Below are 22,037 nucleotides of genomic sequence, written 5' to 3' on the forward strand. Positions count from 1 at the left end.
ATTATTTCAAGCGTCAACCCAACTTAAGACATCAGGGATCTTACTTATCAACGCTCTATCATAGAAAAAGCCAAAAATGGAATCGTTATGAGCATTACGTTCAGCCCAGAACAAGAACAAATAATTCAAGTTTTACTAGCAACAGGTAGATTTAACAGCGTTGATAAAGTAATTCAAACTGCATTACGACTTTTAGCAGAAGAGACTCTTTCTGATCAAGCATTGCTTAAAGAAACTCGCACCAAGATTGATGAAGGGATAGCATCACTTGAAAGGGGAGAAGGAATTGATGGTGAAACTTTTGTGAATCAGCTTTTAACACAGTTGAAGCAAGCAAAAGGGGCTTAGGTAGGAATGAATCGGTACATTATGTCACTCCCTGCTTCTGGTGATTTACAAGCGATCGCAGATTATTTCGCGGTAGAAAATGTTGAGGCTGGCGAGCAACTTTTATATGTGTTTAATCAAAAATGTCAACAACTCGTTAGCTTTCCCAATATGGGACGACAATACGATGATTTGCGTCCCGGTCTAAGAGGGCTTCCACTGGATGGGGATATTATTTTTTACAATTACTAGTGACGGAATTGAAATTGTCAGAGTTGTCAGTGGCAGACGTAACTTAAAATCTCTGTTTGCAAATTCAGAACAGATGTGATTTGTAACTAGTTGCTAAATATCCTATTCTGACTGGGAACACTATGAATGAGCTTGCTTACTCGCAATGATTGGTTGAACGAGAAAAGTTTGCTCCGTTAATTCCAGAAAGAAAATATAGGAGTATATTTATGGTGTCATGGCTTACAGCAGCACAGTGGAGATGCGTTCAAACTTTCACGGGACATCAAGGATTGCAGTCTGGTGTGAACTCTGTTGCTTTTAGCTCTAATGGGCGTTTGTTAGCTAGTGGCAGTGACGATAAGACAGTTAAGCTGTGGGATTTGCAAGCAATGCGTGAGATCCAGACACTCACAGGTCATAGAGGCCCTGTTCGCCAAGTCGCATTCCACAATAAAGGTGATATTCTTGCCACTGCTTCTTTTGATAGAAGTATCAATCTATGGGAAGTGACAAGTGGCAGAAAAATTAAAACGCTTTTTGGCCACTATGATGAAGTATCAAGATTTGGCAGCGTGGATAGGTTGTTAAATATAGAGTAAATTTTACTCCTGACCGGAGGTGGAGCCTCTCCGACTCCGCTTCTAAATTCTGCTATAGTTTTATGATTCAGTAAGTAAAAGCTTAAAGTAGTACAATTAAACTATAAGAAACAGAGAAATTCTTCCTAGCTCTTGCTGTGATAACTCTGTAAACTCATGTATGAGAGCGAATGAAGGCTAGCTATTATTTAGCAGACTGAAGGGGGTGGTTGTAGTGTTGTCATGTTTTAACGTAGCAGATTACTTTATCTGGTTAGCAAATGAAACAGGCTCTTTTGTCAGTAATCTCAAGCTGCAAAAGCTTGTTTACTATGCTCAGGCTTGGCATCTTGCACTCAATGACACTCCTCTATTCCCAGAGGATTTTCAAGCCTGGATACATGGGCCTGTAATACCTGTGTTGTACCAGAAGTATAAGCTTTTTGGATGGCAACCAATTTTAGAAGATGCTAACCCAGAATTACCCCAAGAGGTTCAAGAGTTTCTAGATGAGGTTGCACAAGAGTACTTTGCCTGCGATGCTTATGAACTAGAGCAGATGACTCATGCCGAGACACCCTGGAATTTGGCTAGAGAAAATCTACCATCTGATGAACCTTCCAACGAAGTTATTCAGAAACAGTGGATGAAGGAGTACTACGGATCTCGTGCCGAAGAAAAGGATTAAGAAGACTAAGGTTGCCAAAGATGGCACATCAGGTATTAAACTAACAAAGCTGAAGCCACCTCAAGGCATCAGCTTTTCGTTTAAATATTATCAGGACAGTAACAGCAAGTTTTCTTGTAGCGAAAAAGAAGTAATCTACTGGCTGACCTTGCTCGATCGGTTAAAAGCTCTATCTAGCTTAACCGCTCAAGAGTTATTAGTGAATCGTAGTAGTACGCTCAGATGTCATCCCATCAAATGGGAAGATACCAGCGAGAAGAGATTTGGTTTGCCAAATGAAGAACAATTAGTTGACATACCATATCAGTTTTCCATCTCCTCAAATGAACATGGTAGGGTTCATGGATTTTTTATTGACGAGATTTTCTACATTGTTTGGCTAGACCCAGATCATCTGCTGTATTCCGCAAAAAATTAAGGAATCATCGCCACTTTAATTACTTTACGCGCCTTCATCTCACAAAACATTTGTTCTAAATCCTTTAGCGATCGCTGTTCACTAATAAATAACTCAAAAGGGATTTTGCGACTCGCTATCAGTGCAAGCGCCGAGCGCAAGTCTTTAAGCGAACATGATGTAAAACCGTGTCCTATTTGGGGTAATAAGACACGGTTTCATAAAAGTATTTAGTTATAATATTACAAAAATCAAAGTAAGGTTTGATTTATACCAAATTAATCCATCTACTGAGATTTGTTTTCTGGTTGATTAACTTTCTCTGTTGTCGGAAAGATTTGGCGATCGTAGCTTGTCTTTTCTTGAGTCAGAGCGATCGCACTAAAGAAAATGGCACTTCCCACAGCTAAGGCTACCATTGGGCGCTTGAGCAAGACAAAATCTCTGAGAATCCTGGCTAAAGGTCGGCTTTGACGACGTAGCGACGAAGCAATCATCAATTGTCTCCAAGTAAATGGATCGCGGACATAATGACCGCTTTGACAAACTACTAGCCGTTCCTGACAATAGGGGCAACAAAATAAGCCCATGCGCGTTTTAACTGGTTTGGGTGTAGCATTTCTTTGGCAAATTGGGCAAGTAACATAATGATTATCAAAGGTGTGTATATTCATTTACCTCGTCCGCCTAGTCCATTTACTCGCTCTATAACAATAGCTATATTGAATTCCGATCGATACTTAGCAGATTTTCAAGTATGGTCTGACATCAGCCATAAATCATACATACATTGTATTACTACCAAGGATGGCTCAATGGTCGCAACACGAGTATAGCTAGATTTAAGCAAGGATGACTCCTAGTTAATGTTTGCGGGTGCGTTCACCCAGCCCACAAAAACTTTGTTGTCTCTAGAAAGAATAGTGTTCCCCACTAGCCGCAGCGATGTCCAACTAAGGCATCGCTGACCCTCAAATAACAATTGTCTCGCATTTAACCATTCTCCCCACAAAAATTTTGCACAATGACATTTTTGGCTAAAACTTTGTAAATCAAGCAAATAAAGTCTACTTGTCTGGTTGCTAAATAATGGCTCACAATGATAAGTAACAGATAAAAATTTAAATTTTTTCTTACATTTACCCCGCCTCTCAATGACTCTCTTGCCTCCCACTCAACTGAGGAAGGTAACGGAACAACCTGCCTTTCCTACACCTTCCGCTCGTTTAGCTCAACTCATTAATCGTTTTCAACCATCGCCAGAAACCGTTGTCCTGTTTTTAGCCATGCTCATTGGCGGTGGTGCTGGTATGGGTGTAGTCACCTTTCATTATTTAATCCAGTTGATTCACCAGCTAATGCTGGAAAATTTAATGGGTCAAATCGGTGTCTGGGGTGCTTGGACTTTAGCCTGCGTTCCCACCCTTGGCGGGTTAATCGTTGGCTTGATGCGATGGCGCACTCAAGATTTTGGCCCTGGACTTTCATCTCTCATCGCCGCCTCTCAGGGAACAGAGATTAAGCGACCACTACGACCAGTTACAAAAATGCTGGCCGCATCTGTTTCTTTGGGGAGTGGTGCTTCTTTGGGCCCAGAGGGGCCGAGTGTAGAAATTGGCGCAAATTTTGGGATGTTGTTCTCTGTGATCCTCAATGTATCTCAAGAACGACAACGTTTATTGTTGGGTGCTGGCGCGGCGGCTGGACTGGCGGCGGGATTTAATGCTCCGATCGCTGGAGTATTTTTTGCCCTAGAGGTGGTGATGGGAGCAACATCTTTCGCTACTTCTGCTGTGAGTGTGGTGCTGCTAGCGGCGGTGGTAGCAGCATTAATTGCCCAAATTGGTTTGGGGGCACAACCTGCTTTCGATTTACCTGCTTACCAAGTCCGTAGTCCTTTGGAATTACCCCTTTACCTTGGCTTAGGTTTAGGGGCCAGCCTAGTTTCTCTGGCTTATACTCAATCCATTCGGGTAGCAAAAGCCTGCTTTGCTGGGAAGGTTCCAGGTTTTGCCTTTTTGGGACGAATTCCTCAGCCGATTCATCCAATTATTGGCGGTGTGATAATTGGCGCAGTTGCTTTGCACTTCCCGCAAATTCTGGGCGTGGGTTATGAAACTGTAGAAGCGATGCTTCAAGATGTAGAGTTTTCACTCTCCCTATTAGTGGTGCTGTTGGTGCTGAAGCTACTGATGACTGCAATTAGTGCGGGTAGTGGTTTCATCGGCGGTTTGTTTGCACCAGCCATGTTTTTAGGCGCTTCTTTTGGTTCAGCTTACGCCAAAATTTTGGCTGTGATATTCCCCGCTATTTGCGATCAAATGGCAGCTCCCCCAGCTTATGCAATGGTAGGAATGGCAGCAGTGTTAGCTGCTAGTGTCAGAGCGCCGTTAACGGCTATTTTAATGCTGTTTGAATTAACCCGCGACTATCGCATTGTTTTACCGTTGATGGCAGCTGTGGGTTTGAGTGTTTGGCTAGTGGAAAGGATTAAACCAACTTTTAACTCTAACTCTAATCTACAACAGATTGGTCTTTCGGAATTGAAAGATGAAAAAGAGGAAATTGTGCAGCAAATTTTGGTAGAAGATGCCATGCATCCTTCTCCAAAAAAGTTACCTGCAACCCTTGGTGTGTTAGATGCAGCTGTGGAAATGATCCGCGATCGCACCCGGAGTGCTTTAGTAATTGATGCAGCCGAGCAATTAGTTGGTATACTTTCTCTGGAAGATATTAACTGTGCCCTTGCTTTTTGGCAAACGTACCCAAATTCGCTAACTGAAATTCCAGATAATTTATCCAGTCAGACCCTAATAGACATTTGTACGACTGAAATCCTCTATGCATGGCAGGATGAACTATTATCTGAAGCTTTAGACCGCATGAGTCTTCGAGGTTTGCATCAATTACCAGTAGTAGCACGAGACAAACCCGATCGCGTTTTGGGTTTACTAGAAAAAGAGCAAATTGCCTTGACCTGCAATTTAGCAGTTACACGCAAGGCACTTGGTCACTATTTACCAGTCTTACCCACCACAGATATAGTTATTAGTTATTAGTCATTAGTTATTAGTCATTGGTCATTGGTCATTGGTCATTGGTCATTGGTCATTGGTCATTGGTCATTGGTCATTGGTCATTAGTTTTCACAAAGGACAAATGACAATTGACTAATGACCATTTATTTAAGCTGTGGCTTCTATAGTTTCATCACCTTCCCGATCTTCTGGGTCTACCTGTCTCAGACGAATGTGCTTTTTGCCTAAAGTGATGATAAACTCATCTCCTGGTTTCAGGTTCATCTGTTTTGTATAAGCTGAACCTATAAGTAAGTTATTATTCGATTGCACACTAATTCTATAGCTAGCACTACGTCCACCGCGCCCATTAGCGCTGGGTGTACTGTCCAACTGAATGCCTTCAGCATCAATTAAGGCATTTAAGAACTTCATCATATTGACGCGCTCTATACCATTTTTGGTAATGGTATAGTAGCCGCACTTCTTGGCTTTGTCTTCTTTGCTCTCGCTCTCTAGCTCTTTGACTTTTTTGAGCAGTTCTTCACCGACTAGGGGTTCAATTTTTTTCAGTTTAGGCATCAACTTAGGTCGAAAATGAATGTTTGAAGTGTTGGAATCGATTTTATTTTAGCTGAGGTTGAGCTAATAGGAACATACTCCTTTAGTTTTTATCTCAACCTAGCCAAGTATATTACACTCAGATGCACAATTGTTATGCCATTAACAATATTGTCAAGACAATCTATTTCAGAGAATGCTGGCAATGCTGATAACTATATATATAGTTTGTAAATCACTGCTAGACTATAGAAGTTTTAAGTTTTCTAAACTAACGCTCAAAAGGTTATTTATTTGCTGAGGATGATAACTGAGTTACAGAATGATAAGTAAAACTGATCCTTAGTTATTGGTCGTTGGTTATTGGTTATTTACAAAGGACAAATGATAAAGGATAAACAACAAAGCTTGCCAAAATGAAACTAACTACCAGAGGACACTATAGTGTAAAGGCGTTGCTAGATTTGAGTTTACAGCCAAAATATGGGCCTGTATCTGTGAGAGCGATCGCTAAACGTCAAGATATCCCAGCTCCTTATCTCGAAAAATTACTAATAGAAATGCGTCGTGCATCAATAGTTAAATCAACTCGTGGTAGCATTGGCGGATACCAATTGGCAAGAGAACCTGCACAAATATCTATAGGACAAATTTTAGAAGCAGTTGGCGAGACTAGCCATTTGCCTCATCACACCCCAGCACCTACACAAGCTGAAGATTGGGTAACATTTAGCCTTTGGCAGAGACTCAACCAAAAGCTCAAAGAAGCTTTGTACAGTATTACTCTGGCAGACCTTTATTATGATGCTCGCAGTTGGCAAGCTTCTCTTGGAGAAGAAGCTAGTTTTGTGGTTTAGTCAAGAGTCAACAGTCTAACTAAATATTGACCCTTCACTATCAACCCTTGACTCGTGACTTATGACCAATAGTATCTATATCTTAATAATTGCTGCATTTTTAGATTACTTAATTGGCGATCCTTGGGATTGGCCTCATCCAGTGCAAGTTATGGGGTGGGTAATTTCTCGCCTGACCAAATTTTCTTTCCAATTGTGTAAAAGTTCTCTTGCACAACGCCTAGCTGGAATTGTACTAAGTATTATCCTAATAATTGGTAGCGGTCTTATTGGTTTTTTGATTATTCAAAGTGCTAGATGGATTCATCCGTTGTTGGGAATTGCAATAGATAGCATTCTTTTGGCTAGTTGTTTTGCTGGTAGAAGTTTACGAGCAGCAGCAGTGGCTGTTTTACAACCTTTAACAGCAGGAGATTTAGAAAAGGCTCGGAAGATTTTAAGTAATTACGTTGGTCGAGATACCCAAAATCTCTCACAAGCAGAAATTTTACGAGCCGTTTTAGAAACGGTTGCAGAAAATGCCACCGATGGAGTGATGGCTCCGCTTTTTTATGCAATTTTTGGTGTCTTTGTGCCAATTGTGGGGCCAACTCCCTTAGCTTTAGCATACAAAGCCAGCAGTACCCTTGATTCAATGGTGGGCTACCGAGAAGCACCTTATACTTATTTGGGATGGTTCTGTGCGCGGTTGGAAGATTGTTTAACTTGGCTACCTTGTCGGTTAACCGTCGTGACTCTGGCGCTGTTATCGGGTAAACCAAAAGATGTTTGGCGAATTTGTCGTCGGGATGCAATTAACGATCCTAGTCCCAATTCTGGCTGGAGTGAGTGCGTCTATGCGGCTTTTTTGGGTGTGCAGATGGGTGGTACAAATTGGTACCGTGGGGTAGCTAAGTACAAACCACTGCTAGGAGATGCTATTTATCCCATTACTGCAACTTCTATTCAAAATGCTTTACAGTTGACTCGATATTGTTTTTTGCTATGGTTAGGCATAGCGATCGCAATATTCTTAATACTCCCAAACAGGTAATGATAAATGTAAAGTTAGGAGTTAAGAATAAAAATTCCTAACTCTTAACTCATCACTCCTCACCTATCATTCGCTATGTCTGCCAAAGTAGTTGAAATTCTCTCATCTGAAGAAATCCGCCGCACCTTGACTCGTCTTGCTTCTCAAATTGTGGAAAGAACGCGTGATTTGTCTCAACTAGTGCTTCTCGGTATTTATACTAGGGGTGCATTACTCGCCGAATTGTTGGCGCGTCAGATTGAGACGTTGGAAGGTGTAGTCGTTTCAGTCGGCGCTTTGGACATCACATTTTATCGAGATGACCTGGACAAAATTGGATTGCGGACTCCAACGAAAAGCGAAATTCCTTTTGACCTTACCGGAAAAACTGTTGTACTCGTGGATGATGTGATTTTCAAAGGACGAACAATTCGCGCTGCTTTGAACGCAGTTAACGACTACGGTAGACCAGAAGTGATTCGTTTAGCTGTATTAGTAGACAGAGGGCATCGAGAATTACCAATCCACCCAGATTTTATTGGCAAAAAGTTGCCTACTGCTAAAGAAGAAGTTGTCAAAGTTTACTTACAAAATTGCGATGGACGAGATGCAGTGGAGTTGATTGGAGATTAAAAGTTAGGAGTTAGGAGTTGAGAGTAACTTTGTGAAGGTGACTTTTTATGGGAGAATTATCGCAGCAGCGATCGCCATCTGCCATCTAAAAACAATCGCAGGAGAACAGGGTAAATGCTGGGTCAAAGGCAAAAAAGTTACCTTGATATCATGTCCGGTTAATTAGTTGCGATCGCTATATCTGTGCAAAAACCAGAAAACCCTCTTTTCCTCTGCTGAGATATCTCGTGCGGTCTTAATCATAGGGACACGATATGACGGTGCTAATTGTAACTCCTAACTAATTACCGATATCTTCATTCCAAAGTTCCGGGTTAGTTTGAATAAACTCACCCATCATTTGTTCGCATTCGTCAAGATTAAGATCGATAACTTCAACACCGTGAGATACCATAAATTCTTTAGCACCAGGAAAAGTTTTAGATTCTCCGACGATGACTTTTTTAATGCCAAATTGTACCACTGCCCCAGCACACAGGTAACACGGCATTAAGGTTGAATACAGTGTAGTACCTCTGTAGCTGCCAACTCTCCCAGCATTGCGAAGACAATCGATTTCGGCATGAGTGACCGGATCGCCATCTTGCACGCGTTTATTGTGTCCTCTGCCGAGAACATTACCATCCTTGACAAGAACCGAACCAATAGGAATTCCGCCTTCTTGTCTGCCTTGTTTTGCTTCTTGAATTGCAGTTTCCATAAACTCATCCATATTAATTCTCCTTTTATGTCAAAACAACTTGTATTAATGGATCACGATGGCGGTGTAGATGATTATCTAGCAACTATGCTGCTATTGACGATGGATCGTATCGAACTCCTCGGCGTTGTTGTCACACCGGCTGATTGTTATGTCAAACCGGCTGTTAGCGCCACACGTAAAATTATAGATTTGATGGGATTTTCTCATATCCCGGTTGCAGAAAGTACCGTGCGCGGCATCAATCCATTTCCTACTCTCTATCGCCGTGATTCGTTTATCGTTGACCATCTTCCCATTCTCAATCAAAGCGAAACCATCACTACGCCTCTGGTTGAAGAAACAGGTCAAGATTTCACGATCGAGGTGTTGCGCGAGGCATCAGACCCCGTAACATTGATGGTAACTGGGCCGTTGACAACGGTTGCAGCAGCTTTGGATAAAGCACCGGATATTGAAGCCAAGATTCACAAAATTATTTGGATGGGAGGTGCTTTGAATGTCCCTGGCAATGTGGAAAAAAGTTTAGAACCTGGACAGGATGGTTCCGCCGAATGGAATGTTTATTGGGACGCGGTTTCGGCGGCGCGGGTGTGGAAAACGCAAATTGAAATTATTATGTGTCCTTTGGATTTAACTAATAATGTCCCAGTTACATCAGAGTTAGTACAAAAAATGGGGCGACAACGCCACTATCCCATCTCTGATTTAGCCGGACAATGTTATGCACTAGTTATCCCCCAAGATTATTATTTTTGGGATGTGTTAGCAACGGCTTATCTAGGACACCCAGAATTTTATCAACTGCGCGAATGGGAAACAGAAATTGTCACCACTGGAGTGAGCCAGGGGCGTACTAAAGTAGTTACTGGTGGTCGGAAAGTTTATGCAATGGATCGGGTTGATAAAGACGCTTTTTATGGTTATATCTTGCAGCAATGGGCACGTTAAAATAATTCGTAATTCGTAATTCGTAATTCGTAATTCGTAATTCGTAATTCGTAATTCGTAATTCGTAATTAAGTAATGCAACAGGGATTTAGACCCCACCACAAAACAAGACTTTGTTAGTTGCGGGGGACTTAAATCCCCAGAATTTATTAAATTTATTAATTAGTCAATAGTATAATCTGCATTATCTAGGCGATCGCAGTCATATCTACCTTTAATCTCTTGATTGAAAAAGCTGCCAACTGAGTCAGAGGCGTGTAAATCTTCCCAAGTATCCTCGTCTACGCCTAAGTATTGATAAACAGATCCACTTTGAAACTCAACTTGCAAAATTTGTTCGTTGCGATCGTAACCGACAGCGATCGCCATTGATGAGCTAACTGGTAACATAGCGATTGGTTCTTCTTCAAAGGGTAGTGCAGTCGTTTCAGCAATCGCCTCGTTCAGTTCTTGCAATCCTTCATAAGCTTGTATCGGTGCCGGAATTTCCAAAAACTCTAGTTCGTCGCCTCGATCGAGCAACAACTGCAAATATCCATCAGAGTGAGCGATCGCTACTAAACTGCTCAAGTCTACCTTAGATAGCTTCATTAATTTTGCTCTCCTGTTGGTGTAGTCGGGAGTATTAAAGTTTTATGCAACACTTAAGTGCTTTATTAGTACAAATATACTAATAAAGCACTTTGATGTCAAGTTTTTTCGCCAAGGAAGAATTAGTTTTACTTGTTTTTTGTTTTACATTTGTGGAAATACTCACGATTCGGCTTGGGGCAATGGGTGTGTTTGAGTCACCTTAGTTATGCAACCAAAACCGTTGTAGAGACGTAAAATTTTACGTCTCTACATGATTCATAGACGTTGTATATTTGCGGGATGATTTTGCTAGTTTTGTGGGATGGGCATCTTGCCCGTCCCTTGTATTTCATGGCGGGCAAGATGCCCACCCTACAAGAATCATCCCTTGATTCAGCAACGCATCTTAATCTACCCAGAGACAACAGCAGAGTTTATCTCATTAAAATGGGATCTCTCTGTTTGCAAATAACGATAAAGACGATTCAGGGCGTTGATATGAGCATAAGCTGCGGCTACCACGATATCAGTATCAGATGCTTGTCCAGAGAATATCCGCTCTTGATGTTTCAAGCGAACTGTGACAGTTCCTAGTGCATCAATTCCGCCAGTCACAGATTGCACGGAAAACTCAATTAGTTGATTGGGAATCTGCACCAATTGATTGATTACTTGATAGACCGCATCTACTGGGCCAGTGCCTACACTCGCATCTGTAAGAATTTTGCCATCAGGGGTAACAATTGTAATAGTTGCAGTTGGGCAAGTGCAGTCACCGCAGATTACCTGGACGTGTTCAATTTGGAAGCCACTTTCTACTTGAATCTGCGTTTCATCTCGAACGATCGCTTCTAAATCCCAATCTGAGATTTCTTTTTTCTTATCGGCGACTTCTTTGAATCGATTAAAGGCTTTATTCAAGTCCGCCTCATTCAATTCAAATCCCAATTCCTTAAGCCTTGTACGGAAAGCATTTCTTCCAGAGTGTTTGCCCAAAACAATGCGATTTTCTGGCAAACCGATCGCAGCAGCTTCCATAATTTCATAAGTTTCGCGGTGCTTGATAATCCCATCTTGGTGAATCCCAGACTCATGGGCGAAAGCGTTTGCTCCCACGATCGCTTTATTCGGCTGAATCAGCATTCCGGTTAATTGGGAAACCAAGGATGAGGTTTTGTAAATCTCCTGAGTCTTAATATTCGTCAAGGGTGTATCGGCATCAACCGAACGACCAAAATAAGGGTTGAAAAATGGTTTGCGAACCTGCAACGCCATCACAATTTCTTCTAATGCTGCATTCCCGGCTCGTTCCCCAATGCCATTAATGGTACATTCCACCTGACGTACACCATACTCAATTGCTGCCAAAGCGTTAGCTGTCGCCAAACCCAAATCATTTTGAGTATGAATGGAAAGAATCACCCGATCAATATTAGGAACATGTTCTCGAATTCCCTGAATTAGAGTTCCAATTTCCTTGGGTGTGCAGTAACCAACGGTATCAGGAATGTTGATTGTAGTTGCACCTGCTGCGATCGCTGTTTCCAAAACTTCATAAAGAAACTCTGGCTCAGTGCGGCTAGCATCCATTGGTGAAAATTCTACATCGTCTACAAAGGATTTGGCATAAGCAATCATTTCTGATGCGATCGCTAATACTTCGCTGCGAGACTTTTTCAATTGATATTTCAGGTGAATATCAGAGGTAGAAATCATCGTGTGGATTCTCGGACGAGCCGCGCCTTTCAAGGCTTCGGCGGCGGCGTGAATATCTTGGCGAATGGCTCTAGCTAAACTGCAAATGATTGGCCCGCCAGGTATTCCGACTTGTTCGGCAATGCTTTTAACAGCTTGAAAATCCCCCGGACTAGCAACGGCAAAACCTGCTTCAATCACATCGACACCAAGGAGAGCTAGTTGATGAGCGATCGCTAATTTCTCTTCTACATTCAGGGTTGCGCCTGGTGACTGTTCGCCATCCCGTAGCGTGGTGTCGAAGATGATAACTCTGTCTGGTTGAGATGCGATGCTCATAACTGTCTCCCGTGGTATTGAAGAGATGTTTAAAAAACTTACTTTGGATATTGTATACAATCTTTTGGATTTTGTATACAATATTCAATATGAACTTAAATGACTTAGCAGCCAATGTGCTGCAACAACAACGCAGTACGCCAGATTTAATTGCCGATGCTTTGCGGGAAGCGATTCTGCGGGGCATTTTTCAGGAAGGACAATCTTTGAGACAGGATGAAATCGCCACTCAGTTTGGCGTTAGTCGCATTCCCGTACGCGAAGCCTTGAAGCAGTTAGAAGCAGAAGGATTGGTGACACTGCATCTAAATCGTGGGGCGATTGTGTCGGTGTTGACAGCACAAGAGGCGCAAGAAATCTGTGAGATTCGCAGCGCTTTGGAAGTGAAAGCGATGCAATTGGCGATACCCAAGTTCAAGGAAACAGATATAGAAAAAGCGGCTGTGATTCTGGAAGCGACAGATAAAGCAACTGATGCAGGTGTGTTGGCAAAACTCAACTGGGAATTCCATGCGACACTGTACGCCACTGCTGAACGTCCCCGGTTGCTAGGGATGATTAAAACTTTACATGTTAATTGCGATCGCTATGTTCGCGTACAATTGGTAGAGATGGATTACCAAGAGCGATCGCAAAAAGAACACTATCAACTCTTAGATGCTTGTCAAAAGCAGGATACAAAAGCTGCTGTCAGGTTACTGAAACGACACATAGACACCGCAGGAGAACAGCTAATTACATACTTGCAGCAAATTGCTCAGAAACGCTGATTTTGCTGGAACTAGACGATCTACCAGAACACACTAAAGGCATTATGTAAAAATAAAATGGATGAAAAGTTGCGCTTGTTCATTGAGCAAATTTCTCCTCAATTCCAAATTGACTGGACGCTTGTTGAACCGTTTTTAGAGTCAAAAAAGGTTAGTAAAGGAGAATTTTTGTTTCGAGAGGGTGATGTGTGTGAGTTTGTCGGTTTGACCAAGAAAGGCTGTCTAAGAATGTTTTTTCTCAAAGACGGCAAAGAACTCACACTGTTTTTTCATCTAGAGAATCAAACTTTAGGTGACTATCAAAGTTTTCGGCTGCAACAACCTGTCTGTTTTTCCTGTCAGGCGATTGAAGATTCAGAAGTGCTAATTTTGAATCAACAGGTTATTCAAGTCTTGGAAGCAGCACCGGATGGTCAGAAGTTACTGCGGCTGATAGTGGAACATTTAGCTTTTAGGTTGCGCGATCGCTTACTATCTTTATACCGAGATAATCCCGAACAACGCTATTTGAACCTGTTAAAAACTGAGCCGCATTTGTTGCAACGCATCCCGCAACACTATCTTGCATCTCATCTTAATATTGAACCAGAATCCCTCAGCCGTTTGAAACGGAGACTTTATGAACGGGGTATTTCTTAACCTAAGTCAATGCAAAAGATTAAATGGCTCAAGTAGTATGAAATTGCAACAACGCCAGATAGGTTATGGATATCAACTCAAACGCACCAGCCATTGCTCGTCATACAATTATGATTAATGCCTCAAGCGAGAAGATATGGCAAGTCCTCGCTGACATCAATCATTGGAATGTTTGGTATCCGAATATTTCCGAGTCTAAATTAGAAGGACTGCTTAAGCCTGGTTCTGTATTTTTTTGGAAATCGGGTGGTATAAGTATTACATCAACTCTGCAAGAAGTTGAACCTCACCATCGAATTAGCTGGACAGGTAAGACAATAGGCACGCAAGCGATTCACGTATGGATACTTGAGCCACACGAAAAAGGTGTACTTGTTAGGACTGAAGAATCATTTGAAGGGTGGTTAGTACGTATGTTAAGAGGCATGATGCAGAAGACACTTGATACATCTCTGGAGTCATGGTTACAACATTTGAAGCATCAAGTTGAAAAATCAGCCTAACAATTTAGCATTTGCTACATAAAGAGCTACCTCTGTGTCATTACTTTTGCCTTATATGGTGTGAAATATATAGCGGTTTCCATTCAGATGCGGTACAACATTACATCACGAGGTGTAGAGTGCCCCTACGGGTATACCTCACGTAAACGAGAACCGCTATACCAATCCTAAATTATTCGTTAACAACGAGATCCCCGACTTCTTAGAGAAGTCGGGGATCTGAGTCTTGTGATTTTCAAAAATCAAATAGGATTGCTATATTACTGCTTGAAGCCAGACATTTTTGGTCTTACAAAGGAATTACTGCTTCGGGCATTAGCATTTGAAGAATCAACCGTCGGTGAACTGAGATTCAAGAAATCGATGAGTTTGAGAGTCCGTTTACGAATTTTCCAGCGTCCATTTTTGTTTACAACTTCATCTTCATAAGTACCATTAGCAACATCAATGCTAGTTTCTGAACGTTTGTGAGTTGCATGGAGATAAGAGGTCATTGATGCTTTATTATTCTCAATTGAAATGTTTATCGTACCCATCAAGTGTTGAGTAGCTGTATAACCATTTCCTTGGAATACTGAATAGACAAAATCTGCCCAAGCATCTGTCCCATAATTTGTTTGAGTTGTCCCATCAGGAAAAATGGCAGTGAGAACTGCATCTTGAGTAAAACAATCCCGATAAATATTTTTTCCCTCTAGGAGATTTCCTCTACCAATGGCATCAGTTCCCAGCGAGTAACAGGATGTTAATTTTTGAATTTCTAATTCTGCGTTAGGTTGAGTTGCACTTGCTAGTTCAAACCTACCTCCAATAAACAGCACAAGAGTGACTGCAAGCACAATCAATGTAATCTGATTTAACAAAAACGAGATAGCCTTTGAAACTATTCGCCCACCTTCTCTTCTTTTTTCCACAGGAAAACCACCTTAATTTTTACTACTTTCGCATCTTTTAACTTGCTGCAAACTAAATTTACATCTGATATTTTAGCTGATAAAGACCTGACTAAAATTCTTGCACATTTAGTTAGAGTTTACTTTGATATCAGCTAGTAAATTATAAATAAGCTACAAGATTTGATGCATATAATCAGTCATTATAATAACAGAAGTTACATAAAGTTTTAAGTGTTGGCTATGGCTAAATATGTATTGATTTGATTAAAGAAATAAGGTTGATACTTACATGGTTTTCTTAACAAGAAAGTAAATTTTATTTGAGCATATTTTTAAAACTCAATGTAATTACTATAGTAATTATGAATCATTCGTGATAAACAAAATACCCGAATCGTTTGGTAGTTTGGGTATCTACGGCTATAGCTTTGCTAATGTGTCTGTACTATGAAAGATGATTATCCCAAAATGGGAATAGAAATTATAAATTCTGTTCCTTGTCCCAAGACTGATTCACAAATCAAACTTCCACCATGATTTTCTACTATAATTTGGCGACTAATAGATAATCCTAATCCTGTACCTTTTCCTACGCATTTGGTAGTAAAGAGATTTTCAAAGATACAGGCTTTAACTTCTTCTGGCATTCCTTTAGCGTTATCTTGAATCTTAATTGTCAGATTATTATCTTTCTCTACCTTGGTTAAGATGGTAATAATATTAGGATAATTATCTTGAACTTCCATAAAGCTACGACCGATGTTTGCTTCTTCTAAAGCATCAATTGCATTTGCAATAATGTTCATAAAAACTTGATTTAATTGTCCTAAATAGCATTTTACTAATGGAATATTTCCATAATCTTTAATAATTTTAATTGCTGGGCGATTATGGTCAGCTTTCAGACGATGCTGTAAAATCAACAAAGTACTATCAATGCCTTCAGGAATATTAGCTAATACTTTAGAACTAGTATCGGCGCGTGAAAAAGTACGGAGAGAAGTACTAATGTTACGAATGCGCTGCGTTCCTACCGTCATACCATCAATCATTTTTGGTAAATCTTTTAGCAGGAAATCTATATCTATTTCTTCAGCTTTTTCTTCAATTTCAGCACCAGGATTTGGGAACTTATCTCGGTACAGTTGTAGATAGTCTATTAAATCCTTAACAGTATCTTTTGCTTGGGCTATACTACCTGTAATAAAACCAACTGGATTATTTATCTCGTGTGCTACCCCTGCAACTAAGTTACCCAGGGAAGACATTTTTTCGCTTTGAATAAGTTGTAGTTGTGCCTCTTGCAAATCTTTTATTGACTGTTCTAATTCTCTAGATTTATCTTGTTCTCTTGTGTACAATCGGGCATTTTGTATAGCAATAGCCATTTGAGAAACCAAGACTTTTAATACCTCTACTCTTTCTGGTAAAAAAGTTCCTGATGACAACTTATTTTCTAAATAAATAATCCCTGTAATTTGTGATTGATAAATTATCGGTAAGCAAAAAATTGATTTTGTTTTAGATTCCTGAATATAAATATCAAGGTTAAACGGCTCTGTAATGATTGCATCATTTAATACAAGATATTGTTGAGTGCGAAAAACGTAATTAATCACAGAGAGGGGTAAATCCTGATAAGCTTCAACAGGAATAGAGCATAGAACTGTCACTACATCATCAGTAGCATTTCCAGAAGCTTCGATATATAGTTGATTATCTTTAAGTAGGAGTAGCACTGCTTTTTGGGCGGCAGCATTTTCTAGTAAAATTTTGATGAGCTTGCTCAACAAATTTTCTAAAACAATTTCGTTGGTAATCGCTTGCGAAAACTTGATGAATGCATTAAAGTCTAGAAAATCGCTTAAACTACTATTAGTGGTTGTGGTAGTGGTAAAGTGAATTGTATCTATTTTGGAAGTGGTAGTTTCTATAGCAGTAGTTTGTCCTACTAGAAAAACATACTTTGATTCTAAGTATTTAACTTTAGCGATCGCACCCCAACGAATATAGGCATAATAGGCTTTAGTTATATAAGTTTGATGAATTAACTCTTTACCTAAAGATTGATAAAATTTTCCTGCTAATTCATAGCCTAAAGCTTCTTCTTGGAGAAAACCATTCTCTTGAGATTTGGCAATAGAGTTCTCATAGTAGTCCATTGCTTCCAGTTTTTGATCCAAAATCCGATACCTTTCTGCTTCCACGAGATAAAATCTATGTAAGTGATTCGTGGGAGCATGAGTAGCCCAGAGTTCCATTTTTTGCTGATTAGCTTGGACTTTTTCTAGAATAGCTTGCTTCTCAGACTCTTTAGCGGTATGATATATTGCCAAGTGTGCTAAAGAATCGTAAAAATAGAACATTGGAACAACAAATAATCCTGTAACACCACCTAAAGATTTTTCTGCGATCGCAGCATGTTCTACAGCTTGAAAATACTCCCCAAATATGTAAGAGAGCATTAGTTTATTTACAAATAAATGATTAATTGTGTAAAGGTCATTTACTTGCTGATGAATTGGCAGCATACTTTGCTCGTCGTAAGCTTCTCCAATTAAACAGTCTACATTTTCGTAATTCCCTTTCAAATTCAAAACTGTTTGTAAATATACTGAATTCCAAGTTAAAGCCACTCGCTGATTAATTTTTTTCAGCGATTCACAGTAAGCTATAAGTTCTTTTTCTAAAAGCCAAAGTTCTTTACCCAACCAAAATGAATGATAGGGATAAATGTAACCACAATAGCCAGCATATTCTAAATCTCCAGTTTCCAGACCACTAGCATATCCAGACATTGATGATGTTAATGTCTCCCTAACATGCTCTTTCCAGTGCATAACATGAGCGCTAACAACCGTCAGAATTTTAGCCTTGAGTTCTTGAGAATCAAATTTTGACACCAAACTAGAAGCTAATTTACCAAATTCATAGCCAGAATTAATTTCTCCTTGAACTCCACAAAGAAGTAAGCCATAAAGACTATAACCATAGGCAGATACAGCCGTATTGCCATAATTTAAAGACAAATTAACCATTTTACAGACAATAATTGGCATCATTGCAGGAGCAGTTTGAAAAGCCGCAGGAAGAACTCCCATTAAGATTTTCATGGCTGCAATCTTGTTAGGATCGGACATTAATGGTAAGTTAATTAAATCTGCGTAGATGCGTAGCGGCTTGTCGTCAGACATCGCTTTACTTTTCAAAGAAACAGCAATTTCATCCATCCCCTGCTGAATATCAGTTGATGTCGGTTCATCTGGAAAACTTATTCCTAGCAATTTGAGAATTGATACTGCTATCTGAATGGCTTCCAGTTGTTTGCTTTGAATGATAGAAGCGATAATCTGTACTTCATAGACTTTCACTTTATCTAGAAGGATTTTGGCTTCTTGCTGCACCACCTCAGCCCATTGCTGCATCTGCTCAAAATTACCACCCAAATAGGCTGCTTCTGCGGCTCCTTCATATAAACTTATGGTTAAGGCATATTCAGTTGTCCAAGTATCTACATTTAAAAGTTCTATTCCATTTGTGAAGTATTTAAGTGCAGCTTCATAAGCTGTAGAAGCTTTAGCTTTTCGCCCTGCAATTAAATTTAGTCGTGCCAATTCAGTTTTTTCAGATTGCTCTATTAGGTTAACAATACCTACATTCAACTGATTAACAATATCAAAAATATTAGCTTCTATTTCCTCCTCTGGGATATTTTGTAGAAGCAATTGCCCAATTTTCAAGTGAGTAGATTTCTTGAGTTCTTCTGGAATCAGCGAATATGCTGCTTGTTGTACTCTATCATGTAAGAACTTGTAACCAACCCGTGAAGTGTCGAAATTTAAATTAACCGCTTCTTCTTGATTAAAAACTAAAGGAATACGGTAAGCTTCACTTAAAGGTAGAATTAATCCCGCTTGCAAAGCCGAGTGTAAATCATTGGCTGTCAAAGAAGCTGATTTTTCATTGACTATAGATAAAACATCAAGACTAAATCTGTCACCCACACAAGCTGCTAATTTTAAAACATTTTGGGTAAACTTTGGTAGTTTCTCAACTCTACTGGCAACTAATTCAACTACATTTTTATCGGTAATTCCAATTGCTTGAATATCCTCAATACTCCACTGCCATTGAGAATTAATGAAGTCAAATTTTAAAAGCTTTTCTTGATAAAGTGCTTGAATAAGTTGTGTGATAAAAAACGGATTTCCACCTGTCTTATTAGAAATTAATTCAGCTAATTGGATAATTTTATTGTTAAAACTGTTGGATTCTACATCATGGTTAATCTCTGTCTCTTGCAAAGTCTCTGCAACTAGCTGAGTCACATTGTCTAAATTTAAAGATTGCAACAAAATATTGTTAATAACTGTGCCAGCATTCTTAATTTCTTCTACTTTTTGAATTAAAGGATGTGCTGCATTAACTTCATTATCTCTATATGCACCAATAAATAATAGATGTTTGCTGTCAGTGTCAGTTATAAGTAGTTGGATTAAATTTAATGTTGCTGAATCTGCCCATTGTAAATCATCTAAAAAGATAACTAAAGGGTGTTCTCTTTGGGTGAAAACTTGGATAAATTCTTTAAAAACTCGATTGAAGCGATTTTGTGATTCTGTTGCACCAATTTGGGCAACTTCTGGCTGTATACCAATAATTAATTCTACTTCTGGAATTACGTCAGTAATAACTTTTCCATTTGTTCCTAAAGCTGATAGTATTTTTTCACGCCATGTTTCTATTTTCTCATTGTTCTCTGTCAGTAAATACCGCATTAAATAAGCAAAAGCTTGAATTAAGGAAGCATAAGGGATATTTCGCTTTAATTGGTCAAACTTACCAGAAATAAAGTAACCTTGTCTGCGAGTAATGGGTTTATTAACTTCGTTGACTAAAACTGATTTGCCAATACCTGAATAACCAGAAACTAGCATCATCTCACTAGCCCCAGATATAACCCTTTCAAATGCCGCTAGCAGTTCATCAACTTGGTTTTCACGACCATATAATTTTTGAGGAATTAATAACTGGCTTAATACATCTAAACGGCCTGGAACAAAATCAGTAATTAGACCCTTAGTTTTTAACTGGTTAAGACATAACTCTAAGTCTGCTAATAATCCTGTAGCGCTTTGATATCTGTCTTCCGCATTTTTCGCCATCAGCTTCAGCACAATTTCTGAGATGGCGTTAGGAATTGTTGGATTTAATAACTGTGGGTTGATCGGTTGAATAGCAATATGACTATAAACTAGTTCTAAAGGGTCTTGACTACAAAATGGTGTTTTATCGGTGAGCATTTCATATAAAGTTACACCAAGAGAATAAAAGTCAGTGCGATAATCGAGAATACGATTCATTCTCCCCGTTTGTTCGGGAGACATGTAGGCAAGTGTGCCTTCAACGCAGTTAGGATTATTAAATTGGGGATTTTCCTTATTGAGGCGGGAGGCTATACCAAAGTCAGTGAGTTTAACAATACCTGTCTGGGAGTTAATAATGATGTTACTAGGTTTGATATCTTTATGAATAATCTGGTGTTTATGCAAATAATCTAGAGCTTTAGTCAGTTGAATAGCAATATTTAAATCGTTAATTAAGTCAAGTTTTTCTGTCTGGATAATTTGGGCTAAAGATTGACCATCAAAGTCTTCTAACAACAGCCCCACACGGTTATCAAAGGTTTCTAGACTAATGGCTTTAACTATGTTGGGATGGTCTAAACCTTGCTGAATTTGATACTCATTTTTAAGGCGGGTAAAGGCTTCGAGGGTAGGATATTCATTTTTAAGCAACTTGAGGATAACTCGCTGTTGCGTCTTTGGCATTTGTGTTTGATAAAGAATTGTTTGGATTCCTTCGTGGAGAGTCGAGTTGATTTGATATCCAGTAGGATTTGGCATTGATTTTTGCCTATCAAGTTACAAAAAAGTTACAAAATTAGTATCACCCCCGTCCTATCGTGAAAGGGGTTCTAATTTAATTATTCCCAGTGGGAGAAAATTATTAACATTGCGATTCCGTATCCAAGGGTTGTAAATTGAAAAGCGATTATTCCCTTGTAACGGAAAAGCTATTATAACTTTTACGCCAACCGCAGATAAGGACATTTTTGTAAGAACCCCGATGCTTTATTGTGGGCATCAACGTTATGAGTATGTGCTGGCGTAGGTCGAATAATGCCATCAAATAGGTCATCCAACCCGTAGGGAGTGAAAAATTGCCATTGGCCTTGTGCATCTAGTCGAACTCCGACAGCAGTAGCAGTGTGCAGCCACTCTGCAACGGCATCTTCTGTATTAATGTAGTGTCTGCTACCAAGCCGCCAACGAGAAAAACTGGCTTGATTTTTGACATCAAACTCGTCATGAGGAAATTGTTCTGTGAGAGTCGCCTTTGCTGTTAGTTCCTGAGAACGATTTCCCTCTATATCAAAGAATGCAATATCAAAATCTTTAATAACTAACCCACAGTCATTGCCAAAAATCGAAGACCAAACGGTGTTTCGGACTGCACCACCGGCTAACCACCAGTTAGGTAGATTTAGTTGAGCGATCGCAGGTAATACTGTATCAATAGGTGTATCAGCTAAAATCATCTGTAGACGAGTGTTACTATTCATATCAAATCCCTGGGATTGTCAACTAGAAGGTGAAAATATTAT

At 39.7% G+C, this 22,037-nt stretch carries 22 protein-coding genes and 1 pseudogene; 14 read left to right on the forward strand and 9 right to left on the reverse strand.

The window, feature by feature from the left end; genetic code table 11:
* The first annotated feature begins 87 nt into the window (after positions 1–87).
* The 5 genes from CDG79_RS09750 (at position 88) to CDG79_RS09770 (ending at position 2,245) form a co-directional block, all read left to right on the forward strand.
* Positions 88–348 (forward strand): ribbon-helix-helix domain-containing protein, encoded by a 261-nt coding sequence (locus CDG79_RS09750; protein WP_094341957.1) that lies wholly within the window; start codon positions 88–90, stop codon positions 346–348.
* A gap of 6 nt (positions 349–354) precedes the next feature.
* Entirely contained in the window at positions 355–579 is a 225-nt protein-coding gene (locus CDG79_RS09755) for a type II toxin-antitoxin system RelE/ParE family toxin (protein WP_317616577.1), read from the forward strand.
* A 209-nt stretch (positions 580–788) separates the two neighbouring features.
* Complete coding sequence (locus CDG79_RS09760) at positions 789–1,160, forward strand: WD40 repeat domain-containing protein (protein WP_094341958.1); 372 nt, start codon at positions 789–791, stop codon at positions 1,158–1,160.
* A gap of 214 nt (positions 1,161–1,374) precedes the next feature.
* Positions 1,375–1,827 (forward strand): Panacea domain-containing protein, encoded by a 453-nt coding sequence (locus CDG79_RS09765; protein WP_223278081.1) that lies wholly within the window; start codon positions 1,375–1,377, stop codon positions 1,825–1,827.
* Entirely contained in the window at positions 1,808–2,245 is a 438-nt protein-coding gene (locus tag CDG79_RS09770; protein WP_223278082.1) for a hypothetical protein, read from the forward strand. The genes CDG79_RS09765 and CDG79_RS09770 overlap by 20 nt, the downstream gene beginning before the upstream one ends.
* Here the strand turns inward: CDG79_RS09770 and CDG79_RS43575 are convergent.
* Together CDG79_RS43575 and CDG79_RS09775 are read right to left on the reverse strand one after the other, a co-directional pair.
* A pseudogene (locus CDG79_RS43575) lies at positions 2,242–2,385 on the reverse strand (dehydrogenase); the annotation flags it as partial. The gene CDG79_RS09770 and the pseudogene CDG79_RS43575 overlap by 4 nt on opposite strands.
* A 126-nt stretch (positions 2,386–2,511) precedes the next feature.
* Complete coding sequence (locus tag CDG79_RS09775; RefSeq protein ID WP_094327500.1) at positions 2,512–2,898, reverse strand: hypothetical protein; 387 nt, start codon at positions 2,896–2,898, stop codon at positions 2,512–2,514.
* 480 nt (positions 2,899–3,378) lie between these two features.
* Here CDG79_RS09775 and CDG79_RS09780 point away from each other — a divergent pair, with 480 nt between their 5' ends.
* Positions 3,379–5,283 carry a chloride channel protein gene (locus tag CDG79_RS09780; RefSeq protein ID WP_094341960.1) on the forward strand — a complete coding sequence of 635 codons (1,905 nt, stop codon included), beginning with the start codon at positions 3,379–3,381 and terminating at the stop codon, positions 5,281–5,283.
* A gap of 126 nt (positions 5,284–5,409) precedes the next feature.
* Here CDG79_RS09780 and CDG79_RS09785 read toward each other — a convergent pair whose 3' ends face one another.
* Entirely contained in the window at positions 5,410–5,823 is a 414-nt protein-coding gene (locus CDG79_RS09785; protein ID WP_094327502.1) for an AbrB family transcriptional regulator, read from the reverse strand.
* A gap of 395 nt (positions 5,824–6,218) precedes the next feature.
* Here CDG79_RS09785 and CDG79_RS09790 point away from each other — a divergent pair, with 395 nt between their 5' ends.
* The 4 genes from CDG79_RS09790 (at position 6,219) to CDG79_RS44770 (ending at position 8,470) form a co-directional block, all read left to right on the forward strand.
* Positions 6,219–6,659, forward strand: a complete 441-nt coding sequence (locus CDG79_RS09790) for an Rrf2 family transcriptional regulator (protein ID WP_094327503.1) — start codon at positions 6,219–6,221, stop codon at positions 6,657–6,659.
* A 61-nt stretch (positions 6,660–6,720) separates the two neighbouring features.
* Positions 6,721–7,692: an adenosylcobinamide-phosphate synthase CbiB gene (cbiB, locus tag CDG79_RS09795; RefSeq protein WP_094341961.1), complete on the forward strand. Its 972-nt coding sequence runs from the start codon at positions 6,721–6,723 to the stop codon at positions 7,690–7,692.
* 75 nt (positions 7,693–7,767) lie between these two features.
* Positions 7,768–8,304: a bifunctional pyr operon transcriptional regulator/uracil phosphoribosyltransferase PyrR gene (gene pyrR, locus CDG79_RS09800; protein WP_094327505.1), complete on the forward strand. Its 537-nt coding sequence runs from the start codon at positions 7,768–7,770 to the stop codon at positions 8,302–8,304.
* A gap of 31 nt (positions 8,305–8,335) precedes the next feature.
* Entirely contained in the window at positions 8,336–8,470 is a 135-nt protein-coding gene (locus CDG79_RS44770; protein WP_262985788.1) for a hypothetical protein, read from the forward strand.
* A gap of 114 nt (positions 8,471–8,584) precedes the next feature.
* Here CDG79_RS44770 and CDG79_RS09805 read toward each other — a convergent pair whose 3' ends face one another.
* Positions 8,585–9,016 carry a nucleoside deaminase gene (locus tag CDG79_RS09805; protein WP_094341962.1) on the reverse strand — a complete coding sequence of 144 codons (432 nt, stop codon included), beginning with the start codon at positions 9,014–9,016 and terminating at the stop codon, positions 8,585–8,587.
* A gap of 15 nt (positions 9,017–9,031) precedes the next feature.
* Here CDG79_RS09805 and CDG79_RS09810 point away from each other — a divergent pair, with 15 nt between their 5' ends.
* On the forward strand, positions 9,032–9,955 hold the full coding sequence (locus CDG79_RS09810; protein ID WP_094341963.1) for a nucleoside hydrolase: 924 nt from the start codon (positions 9,032–9,034) through the stop codon (positions 9,953–9,955).
* Positions 9,956–10,117: 162 nt separating this feature from the next.
* Here CDG79_RS09810 and CDG79_RS09815 read toward each other — a convergent pair whose 3' ends face one another.
* Positions 10,118–10,546 carry a KTSC domain-containing protein gene (locus CDG79_RS09815; RefSeq protein ID WP_094341964.1) on the reverse strand — a complete coding sequence of 143 codons (429 nt, stop codon included), beginning with the start codon at positions 10,544–10,546 and terminating at the stop codon, positions 10,118–10,120.
* Positions 10,547–10,939: 393 nt separating this feature from the next.
* Entirely contained in the window at positions 10,940–12,562 is a 1,623-nt protein-coding gene (locus CDG79_RS09820) for a 2-isopropylmalate synthase (protein ID WP_094341965.1), read from the reverse strand.
* Between the two features lie 89 nt (positions 12,563–12,651).
* Between CDG79_RS09820 and CDG79_RS09825 the strand changes: the two genes are divergently transcribed.
* From CDG79_RS09825 to CDG79_RS09835, 3 genes are all read left to right on the forward strand, one after another.
* Positions 12,652–13,332: a GntR family transcriptional regulator gene (locus tag CDG79_RS09825; RefSeq protein WP_094341966.1), complete on the forward strand. Its 681-nt coding sequence runs from the start codon at positions 12,652–12,654 to the stop codon at positions 13,330–13,332.
* Positions 13,333–13,389: 57 nt separating this feature from the next.
* The gene (locus CDG79_RS09830; RefSeq protein WP_094341967.1) at positions 13,390–13,971 is read left to right on the forward strand and encodes a Crp/Fnr family transcriptional regulator; all 582 of its coding nucleotides are present in this window, start codon (positions 13,390–13,392) and stop codon (positions 13,969–13,971) included.
* 65 nt (positions 13,972–14,036) lie between these two features.
* Positions 14,037–14,474 (forward strand): SRPBCC family protein, encoded by a 438-nt coding sequence (locus CDG79_RS09835; RefSeq protein ID WP_094341968.1) that lies wholly within the window; start codon positions 14,037–14,039, stop codon positions 14,472–14,474.
* A gap of 260 nt (positions 14,475–14,734) precedes the next feature.
* Here the strand turns inward: CDG79_RS09835 and CDG79_RS09840 are convergent, their stop codons facing one another.
* The 3 genes from CDG79_RS09840 to CDG79_RS09850 all read right to left on the reverse strand — a co-directional run bounded on the left by CDG79_RS09840 (position 14,735) and on the right by CDG79_RS09850 (position 21,995).
* Entirely contained in the window at positions 14,735–15,388 is a 654-nt protein-coding gene (locus CDG79_RS09840) for a nuclear transport factor 2 family protein (RefSeq protein ID WP_094341969.1), read from the reverse strand.
* 440 nt (positions 15,389–15,828) lie between these two features.
* Positions 15,829–21,276 (reverse strand): trifunctional serine/threonine-protein kinase/ATP-binding protein/sensor histidine kinase, encoded by a 5,448-nt coding sequence (locus CDG79_RS09845; protein WP_094341970.1) that lies wholly within the window; start codon positions 21,274–21,276, stop codon positions 15,829–15,831.
* Between the two features lie 182 nt (positions 21,277–21,458).
* The gene (locus CDG79_RS09850) at positions 21,459–21,995 is read right to left on the reverse strand and encodes a nucleotidyltransferase family protein (protein WP_094341971.1); all 537 of its coding nucleotides are present in this window, start codon (positions 21,993–21,995) and stop codon (positions 21,459–21,461) included.
* Between the last annotated feature and the right edge of the window lie 42 nt (positions 21,996–22,037).

Origin of the sequence: Nostoc sp. 'Peltigera membranacea cyanobiont' 232 (assembly GCF_002245985.1) — a bacterium.
GTDB lineage: Bacteria > Cyanobacteriota > Cyanobacteriia > Cyanobacteriales > Nostocaceae > Nostoc.

Excerpts from the sequence above, each read along its gene's own strand:
- CDG79_RS09750 (WP_094341957.1), top strand. The coding sequence starts at position 88 with ATGAGCATTACGTTCAGCCCAGAACAAGAACAAATAATTCAAGTTTTA.
- CDG79_RS09755 (WP_317616577.1), top strand. The coding sequence starts at position 355 with ATGAATCGGTACATTATGTCACTCCCTGCTTCTGGTGATTTACAAGCG.
- CDG79_RS09760 (WP_094341958.1), top strand. The coding sequence starts at position 789 with ATGGTGTCATGGCTTACAGCAGCACAGTGGAGATGCGTTCAAACTTTC.
- CDG79_RS09775 (WP_094327500.1), bottom strand. The coding sequence starts at position 2,898 with ATGAATATACACACCTTTGATAATCATTATGTTACTTGCCCAATTTGC.
- CDG79_RS09780 (WP_094341960.1), top strand. The coding sequence starts at position 3,379 with ATGACTCTCTTGCCTCCCACTCAACTGAGGAAGGTAACGGAACAACCT.
- CDG79_RS09785 (WP_094327502.1), bottom strand. The coding sequence starts at position 5,823 with ATGCCTAAACTGAAAAAAATTGAACCCCTAGTCGGTGAAGAACTGCTC.
- CDG79_RS09790 (WP_094327503.1), top strand. The coding sequence starts at position 6,219 with ATGAAACTAACTACCAGAGGACACTATAGTGTAAAGGCGTTGCTAGAT.
- cbiB (WP_094341961.1), top strand. The coding sequence starts at position 6,721 with ATGACCAATAGTATCTATATCTTAATAATTGCTGCATTTTTAGATTAC.
- pyrR (WP_094327505.1), top strand. The coding sequence starts at position 7,768 with ATGTCTGCCAAAGTAGTTGAAATTCTCTCATCTGAAGAAATCCGCCGC.
- CDG79_RS09805 (WP_094341962.1), bottom strand. The coding sequence starts at position 9,016 with ATGGATGAGTTTATGGAAACTGCAATTCAAGAAGCAAAACAAGGCAGA.
- CDG79_RS09810 (WP_094341963.1), top strand. The coding sequence starts at position 9,032 with ATGTCAAAACAACTTGTATTAATGGATCACGATGGCGGTGTAGATGAT.
- CDG79_RS09815 (WP_094341964.1), bottom strand. The coding sequence starts at position 10,546 with ATGAAGCTATCTAAGGTAGACTTGAGCAGTTTAGTAGCGATCGCTCAC.
- CDG79_RS09820 (WP_094341965.1), bottom strand. The coding sequence starts at position 12,562 with ATGAGCATCGCATCTCAACCAGACAGAGTTATCATCTTCGACACCACG.
- CDG79_RS09825 (WP_094341966.1), top strand. The coding sequence starts at position 12,652 with ATGAACTTAAATGACTTAGCAGCCAATGTGCTGCAACAACAACGCAGT.
- CDG79_RS09830 (WP_094341967.1), top strand. The coding sequence starts at position 13,390 with ATGGATGAAAAGTTGCGCTTGTTCATTGAGCAAATTTCTCCTCAATTC.
- CDG79_RS09835 (WP_094341968.1), top strand. The coding sequence starts at position 14,037 with ATGGATATCAACTCAAACGCACCAGCCATTGCTCGTCATACAATTATG.
- CDG79_RS09845 (WP_094341970.1), bottom strand. The coding sequence starts at position 21,276 with ATGCCAAATCCTACTGGATATCAAATCAACTCGACTCTCCACGAAGGA.
- CDG79_RS09850 (WP_094341971.1), bottom strand. The coding sequence starts at position 21,995 with ATGAATAGTAACACTCGTCTACAGATGATTTTAGCTGATACACCTATT.